Raw genomic sequence first — 25,730 nt, forward strand, 5'->3', positions numbered from 1 at the left:
CCCGGACGCAACCGGTTGTGACAAGGGGTTTGACGCCGACTGTCCCATGGTGGTTTGTTACGGGAGTTGTAGAATCGCATGCGCGTTCGTCGTCACGTGAGAGCCTTCCCGGCGCCGGGGGGCACACCTGCCGGTGGACGCACCACGGGGAAGCAGGGCGGTCAGGGGGGTGGCCATGCACAGTGACGGCAGCCTCGCCTCAGCGCGCTGGCGCAATGAACTCACCCGGGTCGGGACACTGTCCGGACGGGAACGACAGGTCTTCTACCTGATCGGGGCCGGACACTCCAACCGCGGCGTCGCCGACCGACTGCACGTCACAGAGCGCACGGTGAAGGCGCACGTCGCCAACATCCTGGCGAAACTGGGGGTGGAGTCCCGACTTCAGGTGGGGCTGGTCGCACAGGTTCATCAACTCATGTACGAAGGTACATGGCCGGACGAGCCTTGCGTGTCCGATACTTGACCAGCGCGAATGATACCCAGGCTTTTCCCCTTCGTCAGGCCACCCTAAACACGTCGACCACTGTTTGCGGTGGCAGGTCTGAGGTCGCAAGAGAAAAGCTTGTGGCTGGAGTTCATCGCTAGGGACGGGGAATTTGGTGTACATCTCCATATTAGGCCCACTATTGATCGGCGACGGTCAGCGCACCGTAGGTCTACGGGCGAAGAAGAACCGCGTGATGCTCACCATGCTGGCGCTCAACGCCGGTCAGGTGGTCGCTTTCGACGAGCTGATCGACGAGCTGTGGGGGGAGGCGCCGCTCAAGAACGCGCGCAATGCTTTGCAGGCCAATGTCAAACGCATGCGCAAGTCCTTGGCGGAGCTTGGTCTGGAGGGGCCGGACCAGGAGCTCATCCGCACGGTCGACAACGGATACATGCTGAACGTCTCGGAGGGCTCGGTCGACGCGTACCGGTTCCTGCGGACGGCGGAGAAGGGCGCGGGGCTGGTCGGTGACCGGCCGTTCGAAGCGATGGACACGCTCCGCGAGGCGCTCGCGATGTGGCGCGGACCGGCTCTGCTCGACACGAGCGACGGGCCTTGGTGCCGGGCCGTCGCGCTGCGTCTGGACGAGCAGCGCAAGACCGCCCGGGAGGACCTGATCTCGGCGCAGTTGCAGGCCGGTGAGGCGGGGGCGGTGGTCGCCGAGCTGAAGCAGCTGCTCGCCCAGTACCCGGAACGCGAGCGGTTCAGCGAGCAGTTGATGATCGCCCTGTACCGGTGCGGCCGGCAGTCGGAGGCCGTCGACATCTTCCACCGCACCCGGAAGTGGCTCGACGACGAGTTGGGGCTCAAGCCGAGTCGTCGTCTCCACCACCTCTACCAGGCGATCCTGATGCAGGATCCGTCGCTGTAGTCCGCCGGGGCGCGGGCAGCACGCCCCGTCGCGCCGACGGCTCCCCCCGGGGGGCCGTCGGCGCTTTGGCGTGGGTGCCCCGACACCGGTGCGTGCGCATCGGCCCCGCAGCGGCCGGGCCCGGAGTCCGGGCCCGGCCGTCCGGCCGTTCAGGACCGGCGCAGCGCGGCGTCGGCCACCTCCCCGATCCGGCGGGCCGCTGCCCGGCCGAGCATCTCCTCGTGGCCGCAGGCGACAGCGTGCACCGTGAGCGGGCCGGTCAGGTGCGCGCGCCAGCGGTCGGCGAGCTCGGCGGCCGGGGCGCCCTGCACCTCGTCGGCGGCGGTGAACAGCAGCAGCGAGCCGTCGAACCGACCCGGGGTGAACTCCCGGGCGATGTCGGTGTGGTGGCGCATCACCGTCATCAGCCGGCGGAGCTCCCCGTCGTCGATGCCGGTCCCGGTGGCGTGGTGGGCGAGGAAGGCCTCGCGGATCTCCTCGTCGGTGGGGTCGTGGTCGCCCGGCCGCACCGGGAAGACGTCCAGCGCCGCCAGGAAGGCCACCCGCTCGCCCGCCGCCTGGAGCTGCACCGCCATCTCGTGCGCGACCAGCCCCCCGAAGGACCAGCCCAGCAGGTGGTACGGGCCGTGCGGCTGCACCCGCCGGATCCTCGCCAGGTACGTGGCCGCCAACTCCCGTACGCCCTCCGGCCGTTCCCACTCCCCCTCGGGCGCGGCGACACCGTCGGACTGCAGCGCGTACACCGGCCGGTCCGGGTCGAGGTGCGGGGCCAGCTCCGCGTACGGCAGGCCGAAGCCGACGCCGCCGTGCACGCAGAACAGCGGCTCGGCGGTGCCGGTCGGCCGGATCGGCAGGACCGGTTCCAGCACCGCGGTGGGGATCCGGTGCGAGGCGGCGGGCCGGGCGGCCGCGGCGAGGGCGGCCACCGTCTTGTGGGTGAAGACATCGGCCAGCGAGAGGGTGAGCCCGGCCTTCGCGGCCCGGCTGACGATCTGCACCGAGCGCAGGCTGTCGCCGCCGAGCGCGAAGAAGTCCCCGTCGGCGCCGACCCGGTCGAGGCCGAGGATCTCGCCGAAGACCCCGGCGATGATCTCCTCGGCCGGCGTGCTCGGCGGCTGCTCCGGGGCCCCCACGGCGGCGGCGGACGCGGCACCGGGCGCCGGGAGGGCGCGGGTGTCGAGCTTGCCGTTCGCGGTCAGCGGCAGCGCGGGCAGCGTCACCAGGGTCGCGGGCACCATGTGCGCGGGCAGCGACTCGGCGACGAACGCGCGCAGCACCGGCACGTCGACGGCGGCGACGCCGGGCAGCGGCACCACGTACCCGGTCAGCTGGGGCACGCCGGTGGGCGAGGGGGCGACCAGCACCGCGGCCTGGGTGACCACCGGGTGGCGGACCAGGGCGGCCTCGATCTCCCCTAGCTCGATCCGGAAGCCGCGCAGCTTGACCTGGTGGTCGACCCGGCCGACGTAGTCGAGCGTGCCGTCGGCCCGCCAGCGGACCAGGTCGCCGGTGCGGTACATCCGGGTGCCGGCCGGCCCGTACGGGTCGGCGACGAAGCGCTCGGCGGTGGTGACCGGGCGGCCCAGGTACCCGTGGGCCAGGCCGGCGCCGGCGACGTACAGCTCGCCGGTGACGCCGACCGGGGCCGGGGCGAGGGCCGCGTCCAGGACGTACACCCGGTGGTTGTCCAGCGGGCGGCCGATCGGCGGGCGGCCGCCGCCCGGGCGCAGCGGGTCGCTCCAGGTGGCGCAGACCGAGGTCTCGGTCGGGCCGTAGGCGTTGCGGAACTCGACCAGCGGGGCGAAGCGGTCGACCAGCGCCGGCGGGCAGGCCTCGCCGCCGACCAGCAGGCGCAGGTCCGCGGGCAGCGCCACGTCCTCGGGCAGGCCCGCGACCACGGTCGGCGGCAGCACGGCGTGGTTGACCCGGTGCTCGGCGAGCAGCGCGCCCAGCACCTCCCCGGAGATCCGGCTCTCGTCGGTGGCGAACACCAGGGTGCCGCCGGAGAACAGCGAGACGCACAGCTCCCAGACGGTGGCGTCGAAGCTGAAGGAGGCGAACTGCAGCACCCGGGTGTCCGGCCCGGCGCCCATCCGCGCCCGGTGGTTGGCGGCGAGGTTGGCCGCCCCCGCGTGCGGCACCGCGACGCCCTTGGGGCGGCCGGTGGAGCCGGAGGTGTAGATGACGTACGCGGTGTCCCGCGGGCCGAGCGGCCGGGTGCGGTCGGCGTCACCGGGGTCGGTGCCGGGGCGGCCGGTCAGGTCGCTGCGGGTGCCGAGGGAGTCCAGGACCAGCGGGACGACGCCGTCGGGCAGCCCGGGGAGCCGGTCGGCGACCGCCTCGTTGGTCAGCACCTGGGCGGGCGCCGCGTCGCCGAGCATGTAGGCGATCCGCTCGGCCGGGTACTGCGGGTCGACCGGCAGGTAGGCCGCGCCGGTCTTGAGCACCGCCAGCAGCGCGACCACCAGCTGCGGGGCGCGCGGCAGCGCCAGCGCCACCACGTCCCCCGGGCCGACCCCGCGCTCCAGCAGCAGGTGGGCGAGCCGGTTGGCGCGCTCGTTGAGCGCCGCGTAGGACAGCCGCAGCGTCGCCTCGCCGGCCGGCACCGCGTCGGGGGCGACCACGGCCGGGTGGTCCGGGTCCGTCGCCGTCAGGCCCTCGAACAGCGCGGTCAGGGTGACCGGGGCCCACGGGGCGGTCGGGCCGGCCCACTCCTCCAGCAGGACGCGGCGCTCCTCGGCGGTGAGCAGGTCGAGGGCGCTGAGCGGGGCCTCGGGGGTGCGGGCGGCGGAGCCGAGCAGGGTGGCCAGGGCCTGGGCGAGGCGGGCCGCCGTCGCCCCGGTGAACAGGTCCTCGCGGTACTCCAGGCGGATGTCCAGTCCGGCCGGGGCGCCGTCCGGGCCGGTCCGCTCCTGCACCTGGAAGGACAGGTCGAACTTGGCGGTGGTGCTGTCGACCGGCAGCACCTCGGCGGTGAGGCCGGGCATCGCGGGCAGCGGGTCGGCACTGTTCTCGAAGGCCAGGATCACCTGGAAGAGCGGCTGGCGGCCCATCGAGCGGACCGGGTTGAGCTCCTCCACGAGGTGCTCGAAGGGCAGTTCGGCGTGCCCGTAGGCGGTCAGGTCGGTCTCCCGGACCCGCCCGAGCAGGTCGGTGAAGGCCGGGTCGCCCGAGGTGTCGGTGCGCAGCACCAGGGTGTTGACGAAGAAGCCGACCAGGTCGCGGACCGCGTCGTCGGTGCGCCCGGCCACCGGGCTGCCCAGCGGGATGTCGGTGCCCGCGCCCAGCCGGGTGAGCAGCGCCGCGAGACCGGCCTGGACGGCCATGAACAGGCTGGCGCCGCCGCGCCGGGCCAGTTCGGCGAGCCGGGCGTGGGTCTCGGCGGGCACCGTGCACTCGACCTCGGCGCCGCGGTGCCCGGCCCGGGCCGGGCGGGGGAAGTCGGTGGGCAGGTCCAGCTCCTCCGGGATGCCCGCCAGCACCTCGCGCCAGTGCGCGAGTTCGGCACTGGCCAGGCTGCCCGGGTCGTCCTTGGAGCCGAGCAGTTCGCGCTGCCAGAGCGCGTGGTCGGCGTACTGCACCGGCAGCTGCTCCCAGCGCGGGGCGGCGCCGGCCAGCCGGGCCCGGTAGGCGTCGGAGAGGTCGCGGGCGAGCGGGCCGAGCGACCAGCCGTCGGCGGCGATGTGGTGCACCGTCAGGGCCAGTGCGTGACGGTCCGGGCCGAGGGTGAACAGCCGGGCCCGCAGCGGCACCTGGGCGGACAGCTCGAACGGGTGGGCGGCCTCGGCGGCCAGCGCCGCCGCCAGCGCGCCCGGCGGCTCCTGGGAGAGGTCCGCCACGACCAGCCGGGCGCCGGCCTGGTCGGCCTCCTCGGCGGAGAGCACCAGCTGCGAGGGCAGCCCGTCGGCCTCGGCGAAGACGGTGCGCAGGCTTTCGTGCCGGGCCACCACGTCCCCGACGGCGTCGGCCAGCGCGGCGGCGTCCAGCGGGCCGGTGAGACGGACCGCCAGCGGGATGTTGTAGCTGCCGGTGGGGCCGTCCATCTTGTCCAGGAACCAGAGCCGCTCCTGGGCGAAGGAGAGCGGCACCGAGGACGGCCGCCGCGGGACGGCGCGCAGCGCGGGGCGGCCGGGGACCGGCTGCGCCGCGGCGGCGCCCCGGGGCGCCCCGGGGTCGAGGGCGCGGGCCAGCGCCTCGGCCGTCCGGGCGTCGAACAGCGCCCGCACCGGGACGTCCACGCCGAGCGCGGCGCGCAGCCGGTTGGCGACCCTGGTCGCGGACAGCGAGTGGCCGCCGAGTTCGAAGAAGTCGTCGTCGGCGCCGACCCGGTCGAGCCCGAGGGCCTCCGCGAAGACCGCGCAGAGCAGTTCCTCGCGCTCCCCCGCGGGCTCGCGTCCGGTGCCCGCCCGCTCGTCCGGCGGGGCGGGCAGGGCCTTGCGGTCGATCTTGCCGTTGGGGGTCAGCGGCAGATCGTCCAAGGGAACGTACACGGCAGGGATCATGTGCGTGGGCAGCACCGATGACGCCCGCTCCCGCAAGCGGTCGCGGTCGACCCCTGCCGGTACGACATAGGCGACCAGGCGGGCGTCCCCCGCCCGGTCGGTGCGGGCCGTGACGACGGCCCGCCGGACTCCGGGCTGCGCCGCGAGCACGGACTCGATCTCGCCGAGTTCGATGCGGTAGCCACGGATCTTGACCTGGTGGTCACTGCGCCCCGCGTACTCCAGCGCGGCGCCGGCCCCGTCCCAGCGGACGATGTCGCCGGTGCGGTACATCCGCGCGCCGCTCGGGCCGTACGGGTCGGCGACGAAGCGCTCGGCGGTCAGGCCGGGGCGGCCCAGGTAGCCGCGGGCCAGGCCGGTGCCGGCGATGTAGAGGTCGCCGAAGGTGCCGTCGGGGACCGGGCGCAGCGCGCCGTCCAGGACGTACACCCGGGTGTTGGCGATCGGACCGCCGATCGGCGGCGGGCCGGCCACGGCGGCGGTCAGCGGCGCGGCGGTGGACCAGATGGTGGTCTCGGTCGGGCCGTACACGTTGGTCACGGACGCGCAGTGCGCGGTGAGGGTACGGGCCAGCGGCTCGGGCAGCGCCTCGCCGCCGACCAGGGCGCGCAGGCCGGCCAGCCGGGGGGCGTGGTCGGCGGCGAGCGACTGCCAGAGGCTGGGGGTGGCCTGCAGGAGGGTGGCGTCCAGGCCGGTGACGGCGTCCGCCAGGGCGGCCGGGTCGCGGACCGTCTCGCGGTCGGCGACCAGCAGTTCGGCGCCGGCGGCGAGCGGGACGAACAGCTCCAGGTTGGCGATGTCGAAGCCGAAGGTGGTGACGGCGAGGAAGCGGTCCCCGGTGGTCACGGCGAAGCGGGCGACCATGTCCTCGACCAGGTTGACCAGCGCCCGGTGCGGCACCACGACGCCCTTGGGACGGCCGGTGGAGCCGGAGGTGTAGATCACGTAGGCGGGGTGGTCGGCCAGCGGCGCCAGCGGTGCGCGCTGCCCGGGCGCACCGGGCACGGCGTCCGGCCCGTCCAGCACCCACAGCTCGCCGGTGCTCATCCCGCCCTCGTCGGCGAGGAGTTCGCGCACCCGGCGGTGGGTGAGGGTGACCACCGGGGCGGCGTCCGCCAGCATGTAGCGCAGCCGGTCGGCCGGGTAGTCCGGGTCCAGCGGCAGGTAGGCCGCGCCGGACTTGAGGACGGCCAGGGCGGCCACCACCAGGTCGCAGGAGCGGTCCAGCGCGATCGCCACCACCCGCTCCGGGCCGGCCCCGGCTGCCCGCAGGGCGTTCGCCAGCGCGTCCGCGCGGTCGTGCAGTTCACGGAAGGTCAGGCGCTCCCCGCCGCAGCGCACGGCGGGCGCGTCCGGGGTGCGGGCGGCCTGCGCGTCCAGCAGCGGGGCCAGCCAGTGGCCGGACAGCGCAGTCCCGGTGGCGTTGCGGCCGTCGGTGACCGCGGCCCGCTCGGCCTCGTCCAGGACGTCCAGCCGGCCGCACGGCTCGTCGGGCCGGTCGACGGCGGCGGCCAGCAGCCGGGCGAAGCGCCGCCCGACCAGCTCGGCCTCGGCCCGGGTGACCAGCGCGGGCACGTGGTTGACCGCGAGGCCGAACGGCGTGCCCGGGAAGACCGTCAGGGTGACCGGGAAGTGGGTGGCGGAGCGGACGTCGGCGCCGACCACCCGGGGGCCGGTGCCGGTGGCCAGCGGCAGGCCGCCCATCGGGTAGTTCTGGAACATCAGGGCGGTGTCGAAGAGTTCGCCGCGCACGGCGGTGAGCTGCTGGACCTCCGCCAGGGTCAGGTGCTCGTGCGCCAGCAGGTCGGTCTGCGAGCGCTGCACGTCGGCGAACAGCTCGGCCGGGGTGCGGGCCGGGTCGACGTCCACCCGGACCGGGAGCGTGTTGGCGAACAGGCCCACCATCCGCTCGACGTCGGGGATCTGGGCCGGCCGGCCGGAGCTGACCGCGCCGAACAGCACGGTGTCCTGGCCGGTCAGCCGGGACAGCAGCAGCGCCCAGCAGCCCTGCACCACGGCGTTGACGGTCAGGCCCCGCGAGCGGGCGAAGCCGGTCAGCGCCGCGGAGACCTCGGGGGTCAGCTCCAGCGGGACGGCCTGCGGCAGCGCCCCCGCCCCCTCGGCCCGGGCCCGGCCCGCCGGCACCAGTCGGGTCGGGTCGGTGACCCCGGCCAGGGCGGTGGTCCAGGCCTGCCGGGCGGCCTCCTTGTCCTGCGCGCCGAGCCAGGCCAGGTGCGCCTGGTAGCGGGCCGAGCCGGCCTCCGGTCGGTTCGCCGGCGTGCCGCCGGCCTTCAGCTCCTCGGCGAGCGCGGCGAGTTCGCCGATCAGCGAGACCATCGACCAGCCGTCCACCAGGATGTGGTGGACGGTCCAGACCAGCCGGCTGCGCCCGCCCTCGGCGCGGGCCAGGGTGAGCCGCTGCAGCGGCGGGCGGGCGAGGTCGAAGCGGCGCAGCCGGTCCTCCTCGGCGAGCCGGTCGAACTCGGCCTCCGGCCCGGCCGCACCGGCCGCGACCGCGACCTCCCGCCACGGCAGGTCGACCGACGTCGGGACGACCTGGATCGCCTCGCCGTTCTTGCGGTGCCGGAAGCAGGCCTTCAGGTTGGGGTGCCGCTCCAGCAGCAGGCCCGCCGCGGTGCGCAGCGCGGCGGCGTCGGCGTCGGTCAGCCCGTCCAGGTCGAGGACCAGCTGAATGGTGTAGACGTCCGTCCCCTCACGGTCGTACTCCGAGAGAAAGAGCAGTCCCTGTTGCAGCGGCGAGAGCGGAAGGACTTCACTGATGGCGGACGGCCGATTCAAACCGGGCTCCTCGGGAAGGCCTGCAGGTGCGGAATAAGAAACGCTTTCCGATGGCGCTGACGGGCAACTGACCGGCAGCTGACGAACCGCTGACGCGCACCGCCGAACCGGCCCGAAACCCTGGTGGCGGCCACCGTCAGCAGTCCGTCAGCCCCTCGTCAGCGCCTGGCGAGAGGCTTGCCGCCGAGGCTAATTCGTTACCGAAGGCCAGGAGTCTCCAGTGCCGGTCATTTCCGCGTCGCACGAATTCGAGGTCAGCGACCTCTTCGTGAATCTGCAGCCGTTCTTCGGGCACCGTCTCTTTCTGAAAGTCGAAGGGTTCAACTTCGCCGGGTCCATCAAGCTGAAAGCGGCCCGGGAAATGGTCGCGCAGGCCGAGGCGGCGGGCGTGCTCGGCCCCGGCTCGACCCTGGTCGAATCCTCGTCCGGAAACATGGGCGTCGCCCTGAGCGTGCTCGCCGCCAGCCGCGGCTACAGGTTCATCTGTGTCACCGACTCTCGCTGCAACGAGGTCACCCGCCGCACCATGGAGTCGTACGGCGCCGAGGTGCACCTGATCACCGAGCCGCACGAGACCGAGGGCTTCCTCGGTGCGCGGATCCGCCACGTCAAGGCGCTGCTCGCCGCCGACGAGAAGCGGGTCTGGCTCAACCAGTACCTGAGCCCGGGCAACTGGATGTCGCACTACCGGACCACCGCGCCGGCCATCGCCCGCCAGTTCCCGGACCTGAACGTGCTGTTCATCGGCGCGGGCACGACCGGGACGCTGATGGGCTGCGCCCGGTACTTCCGCGAGCGCCGCCCCTCGGTGCGGGTGATCCCGGTCGACAGCGTCGGCTCGGTCACCTTCGGCGCCCCGCCGGCCACCCGGCACATCCCGGGCCTGGGCACCAGCGTGCGCCCGGCACTGCTCGACGAGTCGCTGGTGGAGAGCGCGATCCACGTCGAGGAGACCGACACCGTCCGCACCTGCCGCGAGCTGATGCGGAACGGCTTCCTGTTCGGCGGTTCCACCGGGACGGCGGTCAGCGGGGCGCTGCGCTGGCTGAACGAGCACTACGGCGACGACGCGGGCGGCGTGCGCGAGCGGGTGACCGCCGTGACCATCTCGCCGGACCTGGGCGAGCGCTACATGGACACCGTCTACCACGACGAGTGGGTCCGCGGCTCGGTCGGCCCGGAGGGCCTGCTGCCCGGGGTCGAGCACCGGGGGCTGGGGGCGGGCGTCGCCGCCGGGCTCCAGACCGTGTCCGGCTGAGCGGACGTACGGGGCGGTGTCAGAGGTCGAGAGTTTCGAGGCGGGGCTGAGGCTGAGGATGACGGAGAGCAAAGCAGTGACGACAAACCGGAACGCTGTCCTGCCGCTCACCGCGGCGCAGGCCGAGATCTGGTTCGACGAGCAGTTCGCCGCCGGGCCGCTGGCCTACAACATGGCGGACTACATCGATCTGCGCGGGCCGCTCGACGCCGAGCTGCTCGGACGGGCGCTGCAGCGCCTCGGCCACGAGGCCGAGGGGCTGCGCGTGCAGTTCGTCGAGGAGGACGGCGTCCCCGGCCAGATCATCCGCCCGCTCGCCCGGATCCCCCTCAAGACGCTGGACTTCAGCGGCGAGGCGGAGCCGCTGGCGGCCGCCGAGCGGTGGATGCGGGCCGACCACGCCGACCCGATGAAGGTCACCGACTTCCCGCTGTTCCGCGGCGCGCTGATCCGGCTGGACCGCGAGCACCACCTGCTCTACCTGTGCATGCACCACATCCTCGCGGACGGGTTCAGCCGCTCGCTGCTCTACCCGAAGCTGTCCGGCGTCTACACCCGGCTGGCCGCCGGCGAGGGGCCGGCCGAGCTGGACGCCGACAGCATGCCGGCCTTCCACCGGCTGCTGGACGCCGAGCGCAAGTACCTCGACTCGTCGATGGTCGAGAAGGACCGCGCCTACTGGACGGACCGCCTCACCTCCGCCCGGCACGGCGCGGTGCCCGAGCTGGTCTCGCTCTCCGAGCAGGAGCCGGCCCCCGGCCGGGTCGCGCTGCGCGAGACGGCCCGGCTCTCCCCCGGGACCACCACCGCGCTGCACGCCCTCGCCCAGGACGGCAAGGTCACCATGCCGGTCCTGATGGTCGCCGCGATGGCCGCCTACACCCAGCGCGTCACCGGGATCCCGGCTCCGCTGCTGACCCTGCCGGTCACCGGCCGGGTCGGCGCGGTCAGCCGCGAGATCCCCGGCATGCTCGCCAACTACCTGCCGCTGGCCGTCGGGGTCCGCCCGGAGATGACCCGCACCGAGCTGCTGCGCGCGGCCTGGATCGAGGTCGCCGGCACCCTGAAGCACCAGCGCTACCGCGGCGACAAGGTCCGCCGCGACATCGGTCTGCGGATCGACGACCAGCGCGCCTTCGGCCCGTTCATCAACGTGCTCAACCAGGACCCGGAGCTGGCCTTCGGCGACGGCTGCCGCGGTGTCGTGGTCAACCTGTCCACCGGCATCGTCAAGGACCTCATCATGACGGTCCTCAACGCGGACGACGGCACCGTCGAGATCCACCTCGACGGCAACCCCGAGCTGTACACCGCCGCCGAACTCGCCACCCACCTCGCCCGGTTCGAGACCTTCCTCGGCACCCTCGCCACCATGCCCGCGGACCGTCCGCTCGGCCAGGTGGGCCTGGGTGCGACCGACGAGCCGCTCGGGCTGCTCGGCGCCTGGGACCCGGCCACCGCCGCCGACCAGGGCCTGGTCGAGCGGGTCCGCGCCATCGCGGCCGGCACGCCCGACGCGATCGCCGCGGCCGACGGCACCGAGCGGATCGACTACCGCGAACTGGTCGCCCGCGCGGCCGGCCTGGCCGCCCGGCTGACCGGGGCCGGGGTCACCACCGGCTCGGTGGTCGCGATGTTCGCCGAGCCCGGCGTCCCCTTCGTCACCGGCGTGCTGGCCGTCCAGGCCGCCGGCGGCGCCTACCTGCCGCTGGACCCGACCGCCCCGGCCGCCCGCAACACCGGGCTGCTGAACGACAGCGGCGCCTGCCACCTGCTGGTCGGCGCCGGGTACGAGGAGCAGGCCGCCGACGTCGCCACCGAGGCGACCGCCGTCCTACCGCTGGCCGACCCGGCGGACGCCGCGCACGAAGGCGAACTGCCCTCCGTCGGCGGCGGGTTGGACCTGGCGTACGTGATGTTCACCTCCGGCTCGACGGGCAAGCCCAAGGGCGCGATGGTGCAGCGCTCCGGCATGATGAACCACCTCTGGGCCAAGGTCGGCGACCTCGACCTGGCCGCCGGCGAGGCCGTCGTCCAGAACGCCCCGCTCACCTTCGACGTCTCCGTCTGGCAGATGCTCGCCCCGCTCATCGTCGGCGGCACCGTACGGGTCTCCGGCACCGACATGGCCGCCGACCCCGACGCGCTGTTCGGCATGGCCCGGGACGAGAAGATCGCCGTCCTGGAGGTCGTCCCCTCGCTGCTGCGCGCCGCGCTGGACGCCTGGGACCTCGACGGCGACGCGCCCCAACTGCCGGACCTGCGCTGGCTGATGGTCACCGGCGAGGCCCTGCCCGCCGACCTGTGCCGACGCTGGCACGACCGCCACCCGCACATCCCGATGATGAACGCCTACGGCCCCACCGAATGCAGCGACGACGTCACCCACGCCGTCATCGCCGCCGGAGACGCCCTCAGCGCCCGGGTCCCGATCGGCACCGCCGTCCGCAACACCCGCCTCTACGTCCTCAGCGACGAACTCCAGCCCGTCCCCGTCGGCGTCCCCGGCGAGCTCTACATCGGCGGCGCCGGCGTCGGACGCGGCTACCTCCACGACCCCGCCCGCACCGCCGCCACCTTCATGGCCGACCCCTACGCCGGACCCGGCACCCGGATGTACCGCACCGGCGACCGCGTCATCCAACGCCCCGACGGACAACTCGAGTTCATCGAACGCCGGGACCACCAGGTCAAGATCCGCGGCCGCCGCGTCGAAACCGGCGAGATCGAAGCCGTCATCCGCTCACTGGACACCGTCACCGACACCGCCGTCGCCGTCCTGCCCGACGCCTCCGGCAACCCCCGCCTGGTCGGCTACCTCACCGGCCCCGGCGTCGACCCCGACCGGATCCGGGCCGAGCTCTCCCAACTGCTGCCCGGGTACATGATCCCCGCGTCCTGGATCGTCCTGCCCGCCATGCCGCTCACCCCCAACGGCAAGCTCGACCGCAAGGCCCTGCCCAAGCCCGAGATCGGCGAGCAGGACGCCGTCCGCGGCCCCCGCACCGAGCGCGAGCGCGTCCTCTGCGACATCCTCGCCGAGGTGCTCGGCACCGGCCGGGTCGGCATCGACGAGGACTTCTTCGCCCTCGGCGGCGACAGCATCCGCTCCATCCAGGTGGTCAGCCGCGCCCACCGGGCCGGTCTCACCCTCACCACCCGCGACATCTTCACCCACAAGACCGCCGCCGCCCTCGCCCGGGTCGCCGGCGGGGCGGAGCCCAAGGCCGCGGCCGACCCCGCCGAGGACGCGGGCGGCACCGGCCCGTACGAACTCACGCCGATCATGGGCCAGTTGCACGACGACACCCACAGCCTCACCGGCCCGGTCGTCAAGTACAGCCAGCACGTCGTCGTCCGGGTCCCCGCCACCCTGGACGCCGACCTGCTCGACGCCGCCCTGCACACCCTGGTCGACCACCACGACGCGCTGCGCACCCGGGCCACCGAACCGGCCCCGGGCCTGTGGCACCTGGAGGCGCTGGCGCCCGGCGCACTCGCCGGCGTCCGACTGGTCGCCACCGCCGAGAACGGCGGCGCCGACGACCAGGACGCCCTCGGCTTCGCCGAACGGCAGGCCGCCGCCGCCCGCGCCCGGCTCGACCCCGCCGCCGCCGTGATGATCCAGGCCGTGCTGATCGGCGCGGCGCCCGGCGCCGACACCGCCCTGCTGGTGCTCTCCGCCCACCACCTGGTCATCGACGGCGTGTCCTGGCGCATCCTGCTGCCCGACCTCGCCGCCGCCTGCGAGGCGCTGACCGCCGGCCGCACCCCCGCCCTCGACCCGGTCGGCACCTCCTACCGCGCCTGGTCGCAGCTGCTCGCCGCACAGGCCCGCACCCAGGTCCGCGGACCGGAACTCGCCCTCTGGCAGTCGATCCTGACCGGCCCCGACCCGCTGGTCGGCACCCACCGGCTCGACCCCGGGACGGACGTCTACGGCACCCAGCGCACCCTGCGCCTGGAGCTCGGCCCCGAGGTCACCGGCCCGCTGCTCACCGACGTCCCCGCGGCCTTCCACGCCGAGGTCAACGACGTCCTGCTGACCGGCCTCGCCCTCGCCGTCGCCGACTGGCGCCGCCGGCACGGCCACGCCGAGTACGCTCAGACCCTGATCGAGCTGGAGGGCCACGGCCGCGAACAGCTCAGCGACACCCTCGACCTGTCCCGCACCGTCGGCTGGTTCACCAGCGCCTTCCCGATGCGCCTCGACCCCGGCACCCTCGACTGGGACGAGCTCTGGGCCGGCGGCCCCGCCCTCGGCGCCGCCCTCAAGCGGATCAAGGAGCAGCTGCGCGCGCTGCCCGACCGCGGCGTCGGCTACGGCCTGCTGCGCTACCTCAACCCGCACGCCGCCCGCGCCCTGGCCGGCCACCACAAGCCGCAGATCGGCTTCAACTACATGGGCCGCTTCGACGCCCGCGAGGCCGACCTCTGGGAACCGGCCGGCGGCGACGGCGTGGTCGGCACCGGTGCGCACCCCGGCATGCCGCTGCCGCACCTGCTCGACGTCACCCCGGCCACCGAGGACCGGCACGACGGCCCGCACCTGATCGCCAACTGGTCCTGGGCCGGCCGTACCGTCGCCGAGGAGGACGCCCAGGACGTCGCCGACACCTGGTTCCGCGCCCTGGAACTGCTCGCCCGGCACGCCACCGCCCCCGAGGCCGGCGGCCGCACCCCCTCCGACCTGCCGCTGGTCAGCCTGGCCCAGGACGAGATCGAGGAGTACGAGGCCGAGCTCGCCCAGGCCGGCACCGCCCTCGCCGACGTCCTGCCGCTCACCCCGCTCCAGCAGGGCATGCTCTTCCACGCCGACTACGACACCGCCGCCGAGAGCGACGCGGACGCGGTCGACGTCTACACCCTGCAGATCGTCGCGGACATCGAGGGCGACCTCGACGCCGCCGCCCTGCGCGCCGCCGGGCAGGCCCTGCTCGACCGGCACCCCAACCTGCGCGCCTCCTTCCGCGCCCGGGCCACCGGCGAGCCGGTCCAGGTCGTCCCGCAGCACGCCGAACTCCCCTGGCTGGACGCCGACCTGACCGACCTGCCGGAGCCCGCCCGGGCCGCCGAGCTGGACCGGATCACCGAGGCCGAGCGCACCCGCCGCTTCGACCTCGCCGCCCCGCCGCTGCTGCGCTTCGCGCTCGTCACCACCGGCGAGGGCCGGCACCGGTTCATCTGGACCAGCCACCACATCCTGGTCGACGGCTGGTCGATGCCGCTGCTCGTCCGCGAGCTGTTCGCGCTCTGCGCCCCCGGCGCGGACGTCGCCCTGCTGCCCGATCCGGCCCCGTACCGCTCGTACCTGGCCTGGCTGACCGCGCAGGACCGCACCGCGGCCCGGGCGGCCTGGCACGAGGTGCTGGCCGACATCGACGAGCCCACCCTGCTCGTCCCCGCCGACCCGGGCCGCCTCCCGGCACTGCCCGACGCGGTGCTCGCCGAGGTGCCCCGCGAGCTGACCGCCGCGCTGACCGGCTGGGCCCGCACCCAGGGCCTGACCCTCAACACCGTGGTGCAGGGCTGCTGGGCGCTGCTGCTCGGCCGGCTCACCGGCCGCCAGGACGTCGTGTTCGGCGCCGTCACCTCCGGCCGCCCGGCCGAGGTCCCGGATGTCGAGTCGATGATCGGCATGTTCCTCACCACCGTGCCGGTCCGGGCCCGCCTGCACCCCGGCGCCACCCTCGCCGAACTGCTGCACGCCCTCCAGGACCAGCAGACCGCGCTGCTCCCGCACGAGCACCTCGGGCTCGCCGCGATCCACCAGGCCGCCGGCCTGTCCGGCGAGGTCTTCGACACCGTGGTGCTGTTCGAGAACTTCCCGCTGGACGAGAACGGCCTCGACACCGGCCTCGCCGACGGTCCGCGCGTCGTCCACGCCGAGGCCCGGGACGCCCGGCACCACCCGCTGAGCATGGTGGTCCACCCCGGCGACACTCTGCACCTGCGGCTGGACTACAACCCGGACCTGTTCGGCCGGGCCGAGATCGAGCGGGTAGCGGCGATCTTCCAGCACCTGCTGCGCACCGTCGCCGACCGGCCCGACCTGCCGCTCGCCCGGATCGACGTGACCGCCCCGGCGGACCTCACCGGCACCGGCACCCCCGGCGAACTGGGCGGACTGCTCGGCGCCTGGGACCCGTCGATCCCCGAGGAGAGCCTCGGCGTCGTCGAGCGGGTGCGCGCGGTGGCCGCCCGCACCCCCGAGGCGACCGCCGTCACCGACGGCGCCGGATCGCTGACCTACCGGGAACTCGTCGAGGCGGCCGGCGGGTTGTCCGCAGGCCTCGTCGAGGCCGGGGTCACCACCGGCTCGGTGGTCGCGATGTTCGCCGAGCCCGGCGTCCCGTTCATCACCGGCGTGCTGGGCGTCCTCGGTGCCGGCGGCGCCTACCTGCCGCTGGACCCGGCCGCCCCGGCCGCCCGCAACACCGGGCTGCTGGAGGACGGCGGTGCCCGCCACCTGCTGGTCGGCGCCGGGTACGAGGAGCAGGCCGCGGAGTTCGCCGCCGCCGTCCAGGGCGAGCCGGTCACCGTCATCGGCCTGGAGCAGGCCGCCACCGCGCGGGCCCTGCCGGAGTGCGCGGGCACCGGGCTGGACCTGGCGTACGTGATGTTCACCTCCGGCTCGACGGGCAAGCCCAAGGGCGCGATGGTGCAGCGCTCCGGCATGATGAACCACCTCTGGGCCAAGGTCGGCGACCTCGACCTGGCCGCCGGCGAGGCCGTCGTCCAGAACGCCCCGCTCACCTTCGACGTCTCCGTCTGGCAGATGCTCGCCCCGCTGGTCGTGGGCGGCACCGTCCGCGTGTCGGGGACGGAGATGGCTGCCGACCCGACCGCGCTGTTCGGCATGGCCCGGGACGAGAAGATCGCCGTCCTGGAGGTCGTCCCCTCGCTGCTGCGCGCCGCGCTGGACGCCTGGGACCTCGACGGCGACGCGCCCCAACTCCCGGACCTGCGCTGGCTGATGGTCACCGGCGAGGCCCTGCCCGCCGACCTGTGCCGACGCTGGCACGACCGCCACCCGCACATCCCGATGATGAACGCCTACGGCCCCACCGAATGCAGCGACGACGTCACCCACGCCGTCATCGCCGCCGGAGACGCCCTCAGCGCCCGGGTCCCGATCGGCACCGCCGTCCGCAACACCCGCCTCTACGTCCTCAGCGACGAACTCCAGCCCGTCCCCGTCGGCGTCCCCGGCGAGCTCTACATCGGCGGCGCCGGCGTCGGCCGCGGCTACCTCCACGACCCCGCCCGCACCGCCGCCACCTTCATGGCCGACCCCTACGCCGGACCCGGCACCCGGATGTACCGCACCGGCGACCGCGTCATCCAACGCCCCGACGGACAACTCGAGTTCATCGAACGCCGGGACCACCAGGTCAAGATCCGCGGCCGCCGCGTCGAAACCGGCGAGATCGAAGCCGTCATCCGCTCACTGGACACCGTCACCGACACCGCCGTCGCCGTCCTGCCCGACGCCTCCGGCAACCCCCGCCTGGTCGGCTACCTCACCGGCCCCGGCGTCGACCCCGACCGGATCCGCCGCGAACTGGCCGAGCTGCTGCCCGGGTACATGATCCCCGCGTCCTGGATCGTCCTGCCCGCCATGCCGCTCACCCCCAACGGCAAGCTCGACCGCAAGGCCCTGCCCAAGCCAGACCTGGGGGACCAGCAGGAGGCCCGTGCCCCGCGCACCGAGCGCGAGCAGGTGCTGACCGAGATCCTGGCCGAGGTGCTCGGCACCGGCCGGGTCGGTATCGACGAGGACTTCTTCGCCCTCGGCGGCGACAGCATCCGCTCCATCCAGGTGGTCAGCCGCGCCCGCAAGGCCGGCCTGACCCTCACCACCCGCGACATCTTCACCCACAAGACCGCCGCCGCCCTGGCCCAGGTCGCCGAGGAGCAGGTGGAGAGCCCCGCCGAGGCCGCCCCGGTGGAGCCCGAAAGCAGTCTGATCGCCCTGTCCGACGAGGAACTGGCCGATCTGGAATTCGAGTTGAATGAGGAACTTTCGTGACGACCGCCCCCAGAACCGGGTCGAAGATCAGCGAAGTACTTCCGCTCTCCCCCCTCCAGCAGGGGCTGCTGTTCCTGTCCTCGTACGACCAGGCCTCGCCCGACCTGTACACCCTCCAGTTCGTGGCGGAGATCGACGGGCCGGGCGCGGGCGACGGCGAGCAGCTCGCCGCCCGGCTGCGCCAGGCCTCGGCCGCGCTGCTGCGCCGGCACCCCAACCTGCGGGCCTGCTTCCGCAACCGCAAGACCGGCGAGCCCGTCCAGGTCGTGCTCAAGGAGAGCGAGGTCGAGCCGGAGTGGCGGCTGCACGACCTCACCGACCTGCCCGAGGCGCAGCGGGAGGCCGCGGCGCAGCGGCTGATGCGCGAGGACCGGCTGCGCCGGTTCGACCTGGCGCGGCCGCCGCTGATGCGGTTCACCCTGATCCGGCTCGGCGAGGGGCACCACCGGTTCCTCTGGTCGGTGCACCACATCGTCATGGACGGCTGGTCGTTCCCGCTGGCCGTCCGCGAGTTGGTGCTGCTCGGCGACGAGGCGGGCGCCGCGGCGCTGCCCGCGCCCGCGCCGTACCGCTCGTTCCTGACCTGGCTGAACGGCCGGGACCGGACCGCCGCGCGGGCGGCCTGGGCGGAGCTGCTGGACGGCCTGGACGGGCCGGTCCGGGCGCTGCCCGAGGCCGAGGCCGGCCGGACGCCCGAACTGCCGTCGTTCGTCCGCGGGTTCCTGTCGCCGGAGCGCACCGCGGCACTGACCGGCTGGGCCCGCTCCCGGGGCCTGACCCTCAACACCGTGGTGCAGGGCTGCTGGGCGCTGCTGCTCGGCCGGCTCACCGGCCGCGAGGACGTGGTGTTCGGCGCCGTCACCTCCGGCCGCCCGGCCGAGGTACCGGACGTCGAGTCGATGATCGGACTGTTCGCCAACACCCTGCCGGTCCGCGCCGACCTGCGCCCCGACCAGCGGGCGAGCGAGCTGTTCGAGGCGCTGGCCCGCCAGCAGCTCGCGATGATGCCGCACGAGCACCTGCCGCTCGCCGAGGCGCAGGCCGCGTCCGGCATCCAGGGCGAGCTGTTCGACACCGTCCTCGCCTTCCAGAGCTACCCGCTGGACGAGGCCGCGCTGTACCGCGAGTCCGGCGGCACCGTCAGCGCCGCCCAGGTGCTCTCGGCCACCCACTACCCGCTGAGCCTCACCGTCTTCCCCGGGGAGCGGCTGGACCTGCACCTCGCCTACAAGCCCTCGGCCTTCACCGAGGCCACCGAGCACGCTGACGCCGCCGAGGCCGCCGAGGCCGCCGCGCAGCGCGTCCTGGACCGGCTGCGCCGCGTCCTGGAGCAGGTCGCGGACGACCCGCAAGCCCCGCTCGCCCGGCTCGGCGCGCCCGAACCCGCCGAACTGGCCCGCATCCTCGACGAGTGGAGCGGCGCCTCGGCCGCCCCCGGCGAGCCCGCGCGGCGCGCCACCATCGCGGAGCTGTTCGCCGAGCAGGCCGCCCGCACCCCGGACGCCGTCGCGGTCACCGCGCCCGGCACCGCCCTCGACTACCGCGAGCTGGACGAGCGGGCCAACCGGCTCGCCCACCTGATCGCCGCCCACGGCGCCGGCCCGGAGAGCCTCGTGGCGGTCGCGCTGCCGCGCGGCGCCGAGCTGATCGTCGCCGTCCTCGCCGTCCTCAAGGCGGGCGCGGCCTACCTGCCGCTGGAGCCCGGCCACCCGGCCGACCGGATCGGCTACACCCTGCGCGACGCCGGCCCGGTGCTGCTGCTGACCGCCGACGGCGTGCTGCCCGAGCTGCCCGAGGCCCCGGACGTGCCGCGCCTCGACCTGGCCGCACCCGAGACGGCCGCCGCGCTGGCCGCCTGCCCGGCCACCGCGCCGGGCGCCGCGGCCTCCCCCGAGCACCCGGCCTACGTCATCTACACCTCCGGCTCCACCGGCCGCCCCAAGGGCGTCGTGGTGCCGCACCAGAACGTGGTGCGGCTGCTGGAGGCCACCGACGGCTGGTTCGGCTTCGGGCCCGGCGACGTGTGGACGCTGTTCCACTCGATCGCCTTCGACTTCACCGTCTGGGAACTGTGGGGCGCGCTGCTGCGCGGCGGCCGGCTGGTCGTGGTGCCGTACGACGTGTCGCGCTCCCCCGACGCCTTCCTGGACCTGCTCGCCGAGGAGCGGGTGACCGTCCTCAACCAGACGCCGTCCGCCTTCTACCAGCTGATGCGCGCCGACGCCGAGCGGCCGCGCCAACTGGACCTGCGCACCGTCGTGTTCGGCGGCGAGGCGCTGGACATCGGCAAGCTCACCGACTGGTACGCCCGGCACGCCGACGACGCACCGCGCCTGGTCAACATGTACGGCATCACCGAGACCACGGTGCACGTCTCCTACCAGGAGCTGGACGCCCCGACGGCCGCCGCCGGCGGCGGCAGCGTGATCGGGCGCGGCATCCCGGACCTGCGGGTCTACCTGCTCGACGGCGCCCTGCAGCCCGTCCCGGCCGGCGTGCCCGGCGAGCTGTACATCACCGGCCCCGGTCTGGCCCGCGGCTACCTCGGCCGCCCCGACCTGACCGCGGCCCGCTTCGTGGCCTGCCCGTTCGAGCCCGGCGGCACCCGGATGTACCGCACCGGCGACCTCGGCCGCTGGCGGGCCGACGGCACCCTGGAGTACCTGGGCCGTGCCGACGAGCAGGTTCAACTGCGCGGCTTCCGCATCGAGTTGGGCGAGATCGCGACCGTGCTCGACCGGCACCCCGCGGTCGCCGAGGCGGCCGTGATCGCCCGCGAGGACCGGCCCGGCGACCAGCGCCTGGTCGCCTACGTGGTGCCGCGCGGCGACGCCGACAGCGAACTCCCTTCGCGCCTGCGGGAGTTCGCCGCCGAGCGGCTGCCCGAGTACATGGTCCCGGCGGCCGTGGTCCCGCTCGCCGCGCTGCCGCTGACCGCCAACGGCAAGCTCGACCGCCGCGCCCTGCCCGCCCCCGCGTACGCCACCTCCGCCCGCGCCCCCCGCACCCGCGAGGAGGAGCAGCTCTGCGGCGTCTTCGCCGAGGTGCTCGGACTCGACCGGGTCGGCGTCGACGACGACTTCTTCACCCTCGGCGGCCACTCGCTGCTCGCCACCCGGATCGTCAACCGGGTGCGCGCCGAGCTCGGCGCCGAACTCCAGGTCCGGGACCTCTTCGAGGCCCCCTCTCCCGCCCGCCTCGCCGAACGGCTGGCCGCCGCCGCGACCGGCCGCGCCCCGCTGGTCGCCGGCCCGCGCCCGGCCGTGCTGCCGCTGTCGTACGCGCAGCAGCGGCTCTGGTTCGTCGAGCACCTGGGCGCGCCCGGCGGGCTGTACGCCATCCCGCTGGCGATCCGCCTCTCCGGGCGCCTCGACGTCGCCGCCCTGGAGGGCGCCCTGCAGGACGTGGTGGCCCGCCACGAGGCGCTGCGCACCGTCTTCCCGCAGCTCGCCCCCGGGGCCGCCGACGCCGCCACCGGACCGGCCGAGCAGCGGGTGCTCGCCCCGGCCGAGGCCGCCGTCCCGCTCCCGGTCAGCGAGACCACCGAGGCGGGCCTGACCGCCGCCCTCGCCGCCGAGGCCGCCCACGGCTTCGACCTGGAGCACCGGATCCCCTTCCGCGCCCACCTGTTCCGGCTCGGCCCGGACGAGCACGTGCTGACGATCGTCCTGCACCACATCGCCGGCGACGGCTGGTCGCTCGCCCCGCTCGCCCGCGACCTCACCGCGTCCTACCGGGCCCGGCGGGCCGGCCGCCCGGCCCAGCTGCCGCCGCTGCCCGTCCAGTACGCCGACTACGCCCTGTGGCAGCGCGGACTGCTCGGCGCGGAGAGCGACCCGGAGAGCGAGCTCTCCCGCCAGCTCGGCCACTGGAGCGAGACCCTGAAGGGCCTGCCGGAGGAACTGGCGCTGCCCTTCGACCACCCGCGCGGCACCCGGGCCGACCACCGCGGCGACGTCGTGCGCACCACCGTGCCGCAGCCGGTCACCGAGCAGCTGCACCGGCTCGCCGCCGCCTGGGGCGTCAGCGTCTTCATGCTGCTGCGGGCCGGGCTCGCCGCCCTGCTCACCCGGCTCGGCGCGGGCACCGACATCCCGCTCGGCAGCCCGATCGCGGGCCGCACCGACGAACGGCTCGACGAGCTGGTCGGCATGTTCGTCAACACCCTGGTGCTGCGCACCGACACCTCCGGCGACCCGGGCCTGCGCGAACTCGCCGAGCGGGTCCGGGCCTACGACCTGGCCGCCCACCAGCACCAGGACGTGCCCTTCGAGAAGCTCGTCGAGGTGCTCAACCCCGAGCGCTCGATGGCCCGGCACCCGCTGTTCCAGGTGATGCTCGGCTTCCAGCAGGCCGGCCCGGCCCCGGCGCCCGAGGACGACCCGGAGCTCGCCGTGACCGAGCAGCCGGTGCCGGTCCGGACCGCCAAGTGGGACCTGTTCTTCCAGCTCACCGAACAGGCCGGCGGCGGGCTCGCACTCGCCGTCGAGTACCGCACCGACCTGTTCGAGCCCGCCACCGCCCGCCGGATCACCGACGCCTACCTGCGGCTGCTCGCCGCCGCCCTCGCCGAGCCCGCCCGGCCGCTGTCCCGGCTGGACCTGCTCGGACCCGAGGAGGAGGCCGACCTGCTCGCCCTGGGCACCCACCGGGCCGGCACCCCGCGCAGCACCCTCACCGCCCTGGTGGACCGCCGGATCGCGGCCACCCCGGACGCGGTCGCGCTGGTCCACACCGAGCCCGGTCACCCCGAGCGCCTGCTGCACACCAGCTACGCCGAACTGGACGCCGAGGCCAACCGCCTGGCCCACCTGCTGGCCGACCGCGGCGCCCACCGGGGCGACCTGGTGGCGCTGCGGCTGGAGCGCGGCCCGGCCGTGGTGAGCGCCCTGCTGGCGATCGCCCGCACCGGCGCGGCCTACCTGCCGATCGACCCGTCCTACCCCGACGAGCGGGTCCGCGACATGCTGGCCGACAGCGGCGCCCGACTGCTGCTGACCGAACGGTCGCTGGCGGAACGGGAGCTCCCGGCCGGGGTCGTGCCGCTGGTCCTGGACGCCCCGGAGACCGTGGCCGAGCTGGCCGCCCGGCCCACCACCGCCCCGGTGCCCGCCGCCCCGGTCGACCCCGACGACCTGCTGTACGTCATCTACACCTCCGGCTCCACCGGCAAGCCCAAGGGCGTCGCGGTCTCGCACCGCGCCGCCGTCCGCCTGGTCCTGGGCCTGCCGGAGCTGGCGCCGAGCGCGGCGGACACCTTCCTCTACTTCGCGCCGGTCGCCTTCGACGCCTCCACCTTCGAGATCTGGGGCCCGCTCGCCCACGGCGCCCGGCTGGCGATCCACCCGCCCGGCCCGGCCGACCCGCAGGCCCTGGAGTCCTTCCTGGCCCGGGCCCGGGTCAGCGTCGCCTTCCTCACCACCCAGTTCGTCAACACCCTCGCCGACACCCGCCCGCGCGCCCTGGCCCCACTGCGGGCGCTGCTCACCGGCGGCGAGGCGCACTCCCGCGACCACCTGGACCGGCTGCGGGCCGCACTGCCGGACACCACGGTGTTCAACGTGTACGGCCCCACCGAGACCACCACCTTCGCCACCGGCCAGGACCTCGGCCGCGCCGACGGCACCGTCCCGATCGGCCTGCCGATCGGCGACACCCGCGCGTACGTCCTGGACGAGGCGCTGCGGCCGGTGCCGCGCGGCGTGGTCGGCGAGCTGTACCTGGCCGGCGAGGGCCTGGCCCGCGGCTACCTCGGCCAACCCGCGCTGACCGCCGCCCGTTTCACCGCCTGCCCGTACGGCCCGCCCGGGGAGCGCATGTACCGCACCGGCGACCTGGTCCGCTGGGACCGCGCCGGCCGGATCGAGTACGTCGCGCGCGCCGACCAGCAGGTCAAGATCCGCGGCTACCGGATCGAACTCAGCGAGATCGAACGGCTGCTGGCCGAGCACCCGGCCGTCGCCCGGGCCGCCGTGCTGGCCCCCGCCGACGCCACCGGCCAACGCCGTCTGGTCGCCTACCTGGTGCCCGCCGACGGCCGGCCGGCCCCCGAACCGGCCGAGCTGCAACGCCACCTGGCCCGCTCGCTGCCCGGCTACATGGTGCCGGAGAGCTACACCGCGCTGCCCGCACTGCCGCTGAACGCCAACGGCAAGCTGGACGTCAAGGCCCTGCCCGCCCCCGCGTCCACCGGCCGGGACCGCGCCCCGCAGGCGCCCCGCACCGAGCCGGAGCGGCTGCTCTGCGCCGCCGTCGAGGAGGTGCTGGGCGTCGGCCCGGTCGGCCCCGAGGACTCCTTCTTCGCCCTCGGCGGGGACAGTCTGAAGGCGATCCGGCTGGTCAACGCGGCCGGCCGGGCCGGGCTGCCGATCAGCCTCGGCGCGGTCTTCGAGCACCGCACCCTGGCGGCGCTGGCCGCCGGTGCCGCCGCGCCGGTCGAAGGGGGCGGTGCGGTCGACCTGCTCGGGCCCGTCCTGCCGATCCGGCCCACCGGCGAGCGGCCCCCGCTGTTCTGCGTGCACGGCGGCCTCGGCTTCGCGATCCCGTTCGCGGCGCTCGCCGAGCACCTGGCCCCGGAGCAGCCGGTCTACGGCCTGCAGGCCCGCGGCCTGTCCGGGGACGGCCCGCTGCCGACCGACCTGGGGGACGTCGCCGAGGAGTACCTGACCAGGGTCCGGTCCGTGCAGCCGCACGGCCCGTACCACCTGCTCGGCTGGTCCTACGGCGGGGTCGTCGCGCACGAGATGGCCGTCCGGCTGCGCGCCGCCGGCGAGCAGGTGGCGTTCCTGGCCAACCTGGACGCCTACCCCGACGACGCGCGGGGCGCCCGGCCGAGCGACGCGGAGTTCCTCTCCGACTTCCTGGCCGAGGCCGGGGTCGACGCGACGGGGCTGGAGCGGCTCACCCCGCAGGACGTCGCCGCGCACCTGGCCGGCACCGAAGGCCCCCTCGCCGCGCTCGAACCGGGTACGCTGGAACGGCTGCTGGGCGTCATGCGGAACAACCTGGAGCTGTTCCAGCGGTTCACCCCGGGCCGCTTCGACGGCTGCCCGATGACGCTCTTCGTGGCCACCGGCGGCGACGAGCGCCCCAGCCCGGAGGAACGCGCCCTCAAGGTCAAGAGCTGGGAGCCGTACGTCGGTTCCGCCGTCCGCGCGCACGACGTGGACAGCGGGCACCAGCAGATGCTGCAGCCCGCACCGGCGGCGGCGATCGGCACGGCGGTCGAGCGCGCCCTGGCCGCCCTGGCCGCCCACGACGGCGCTCCGACCACCTGACGCCGGACCACCTGACGAGCGACCACCCGACGACCGACCGACCCGGCCCATCCCGAGATCCCGAGACCTGGAGAACAGTCATGGCGAACCCCTTTGACCGCGAAGACGGCACCTTCCTCGTCCTCGTCAACGAGGAGGGGCAGCACTCCCTGTGGCCGTCCTTCGCCGCCGTGCCGGAGGGCTGGACGGTGGCCCTGGAGGCCACCGACCGGGCCGCCGCCGTGGCCCACATCGAGAGCAACTGGACGGACATGCGCCCGCTCAGCCTGCAGCAGCAGGGCTGACCGACCGGGCCCGCGCGCCCGACTTTCGGAGCACCGCCCCCGGGCGGCTCCGGCACCGCCGCCCGCCGCACCCCCGGGGTCTTCGACCACCGGTGCGGCGGGCGGCCTTTTTGTCTCCGACGCCGCTGGTCGTTTTGTCCCCGACACACCCTCCCACCAGGCGCGCCACGGCCCGCCAGGACCCGTCAGTGAGCGGTCAGTTGGACGTCATCGACCC

Annotated in this window: 7 protein-coding genes; 6 read left to right on the forward strand and 1 reads right to left on the reverse strand. The window is 74.8% G+C overall.

The window, feature by feature from the left end:
• Window positions 1-175: 175 nt before the first annotated feature.
• Both ACIO5E_RS19805 and ACIO5E_RS19810 read left to right on the forward strand, forming a co-directional pair.
• Window positions 176-466, forward strand: a complete 291-nt coding sequence (locus tag ACIO5E_RS19805; protein ID WP_280675737.1) for a helix-turn-helix transcriptional regulator — start codon at window positions 176-178, stop codon at window positions 464-466.
• Window positions 467-680: 214 nt separating this feature from the next.
• Window positions 681-1,361 (forward strand): BTAD domain-containing putative transcriptional regulator, encoded by a 681-nt coding sequence (locus ACIO5E_RS19810; protein ID WP_400669364.1) that lies wholly within the window; start codon window positions 681-683, stop codon window positions 1,359-1,361.
• Between the two features lie 149 nt (window positions 1,362-1,510).
• Here ACIO5E_RS19810 and ACIO5E_RS19815 read toward each other — a convergent pair whose 3' ends face one another.
• Window positions 1,511-8,662, reverse strand: coding sequence for an amino acid adenylation domain-containing protein (locus tag ACIO5E_RS19815; protein ID WP_400669366.1), 7,152 nt, complete (start codon window positions 8,660-8,662; stop codon window positions 1,511-1,513).
• A gap of 220 nt (window positions 8,663-8,882) precedes the next feature.
• On the opposite strand from ACIO5E_RS19815, the gene sbnA reads away from it, so the two are divergent.
• From sbnA to ACIO5E_RS19835, 4 genes are all read left to right on the forward strand, one after another.
• Window positions 8,883-9,920, forward strand: coding sequence for a 2,3-diaminopropionate biosynthesis protein SbnA (gene sbnA, locus ACIO5E_RS19820; protein WP_400669368.1), 1,038 nt, complete (start codon window positions 8,883-8,885; stop codon window positions 9,918-9,920).
• A gap of 76 nt (window positions 9,921-9,996) precedes the next feature.
• Window positions 9,997-17,952: an amino acid adenylation domain-containing protein gene (locus tag ACIO5E_RS19825; protein WP_400669371.1), complete on the forward strand. Its 7,956-nt coding sequence runs from the start codon at window positions 9,997-9,999 to the stop codon at window positions 17,950-17,952.
• On the forward strand, window positions 17,949-25,229 hold the full coding sequence (locus tag ACIO5E_RS19830) for an amino acid adenylation domain-containing protein (RefSeq protein WP_400669374.1): 7,281 nt from the start codon (window positions 17,949-17,951) through the stop codon (window positions 25,227-25,229). The genes ACIO5E_RS19825 and ACIO5E_RS19830 overlap by 4 nt, the downstream gene beginning before the upstream one ends.
• An 80-nt stretch (window positions 25,230-25,309) precedes the next feature.
• Window positions 25,310-25,513, forward strand: coding sequence for an MbtH family protein (locus ACIO5E_RS19835; RefSeq protein WP_280673312.1), 204 nt, complete (start codon window positions 25,310-25,312; stop codon window positions 25,511-25,513).
• Window positions 25,514-25,730: the final 217 nt, after the last annotated feature.

Source organism: Kitasatospora sp. NPDC087314 (assembly GCF_044744365.1).
In the GTDB taxonomy this organism is placed as follows: domain Bacteria; phylum Actinomycetota; class Actinomycetes; order Streptomycetales; family Streptomycetaceae; genus Kitasatospora.

Bases quoted from the DNA above. Each gene is read 5' to 3' on its own strand.
- ACIO5E_RS19835 (WP_280673312.1), top strand. From the start codon at position 25,310: ATGGCGAACCCCTTTGACCGCGAAGACGGCACCTTCCTCGTCCTCGTC.
- ACIO5E_RS19805 (WP_280675737.1), top strand. From the start codon at position 176: ATGCACAGTGACGGCAGCCTCGCCTCAGCGCGCTGGCGCAATGAACTC.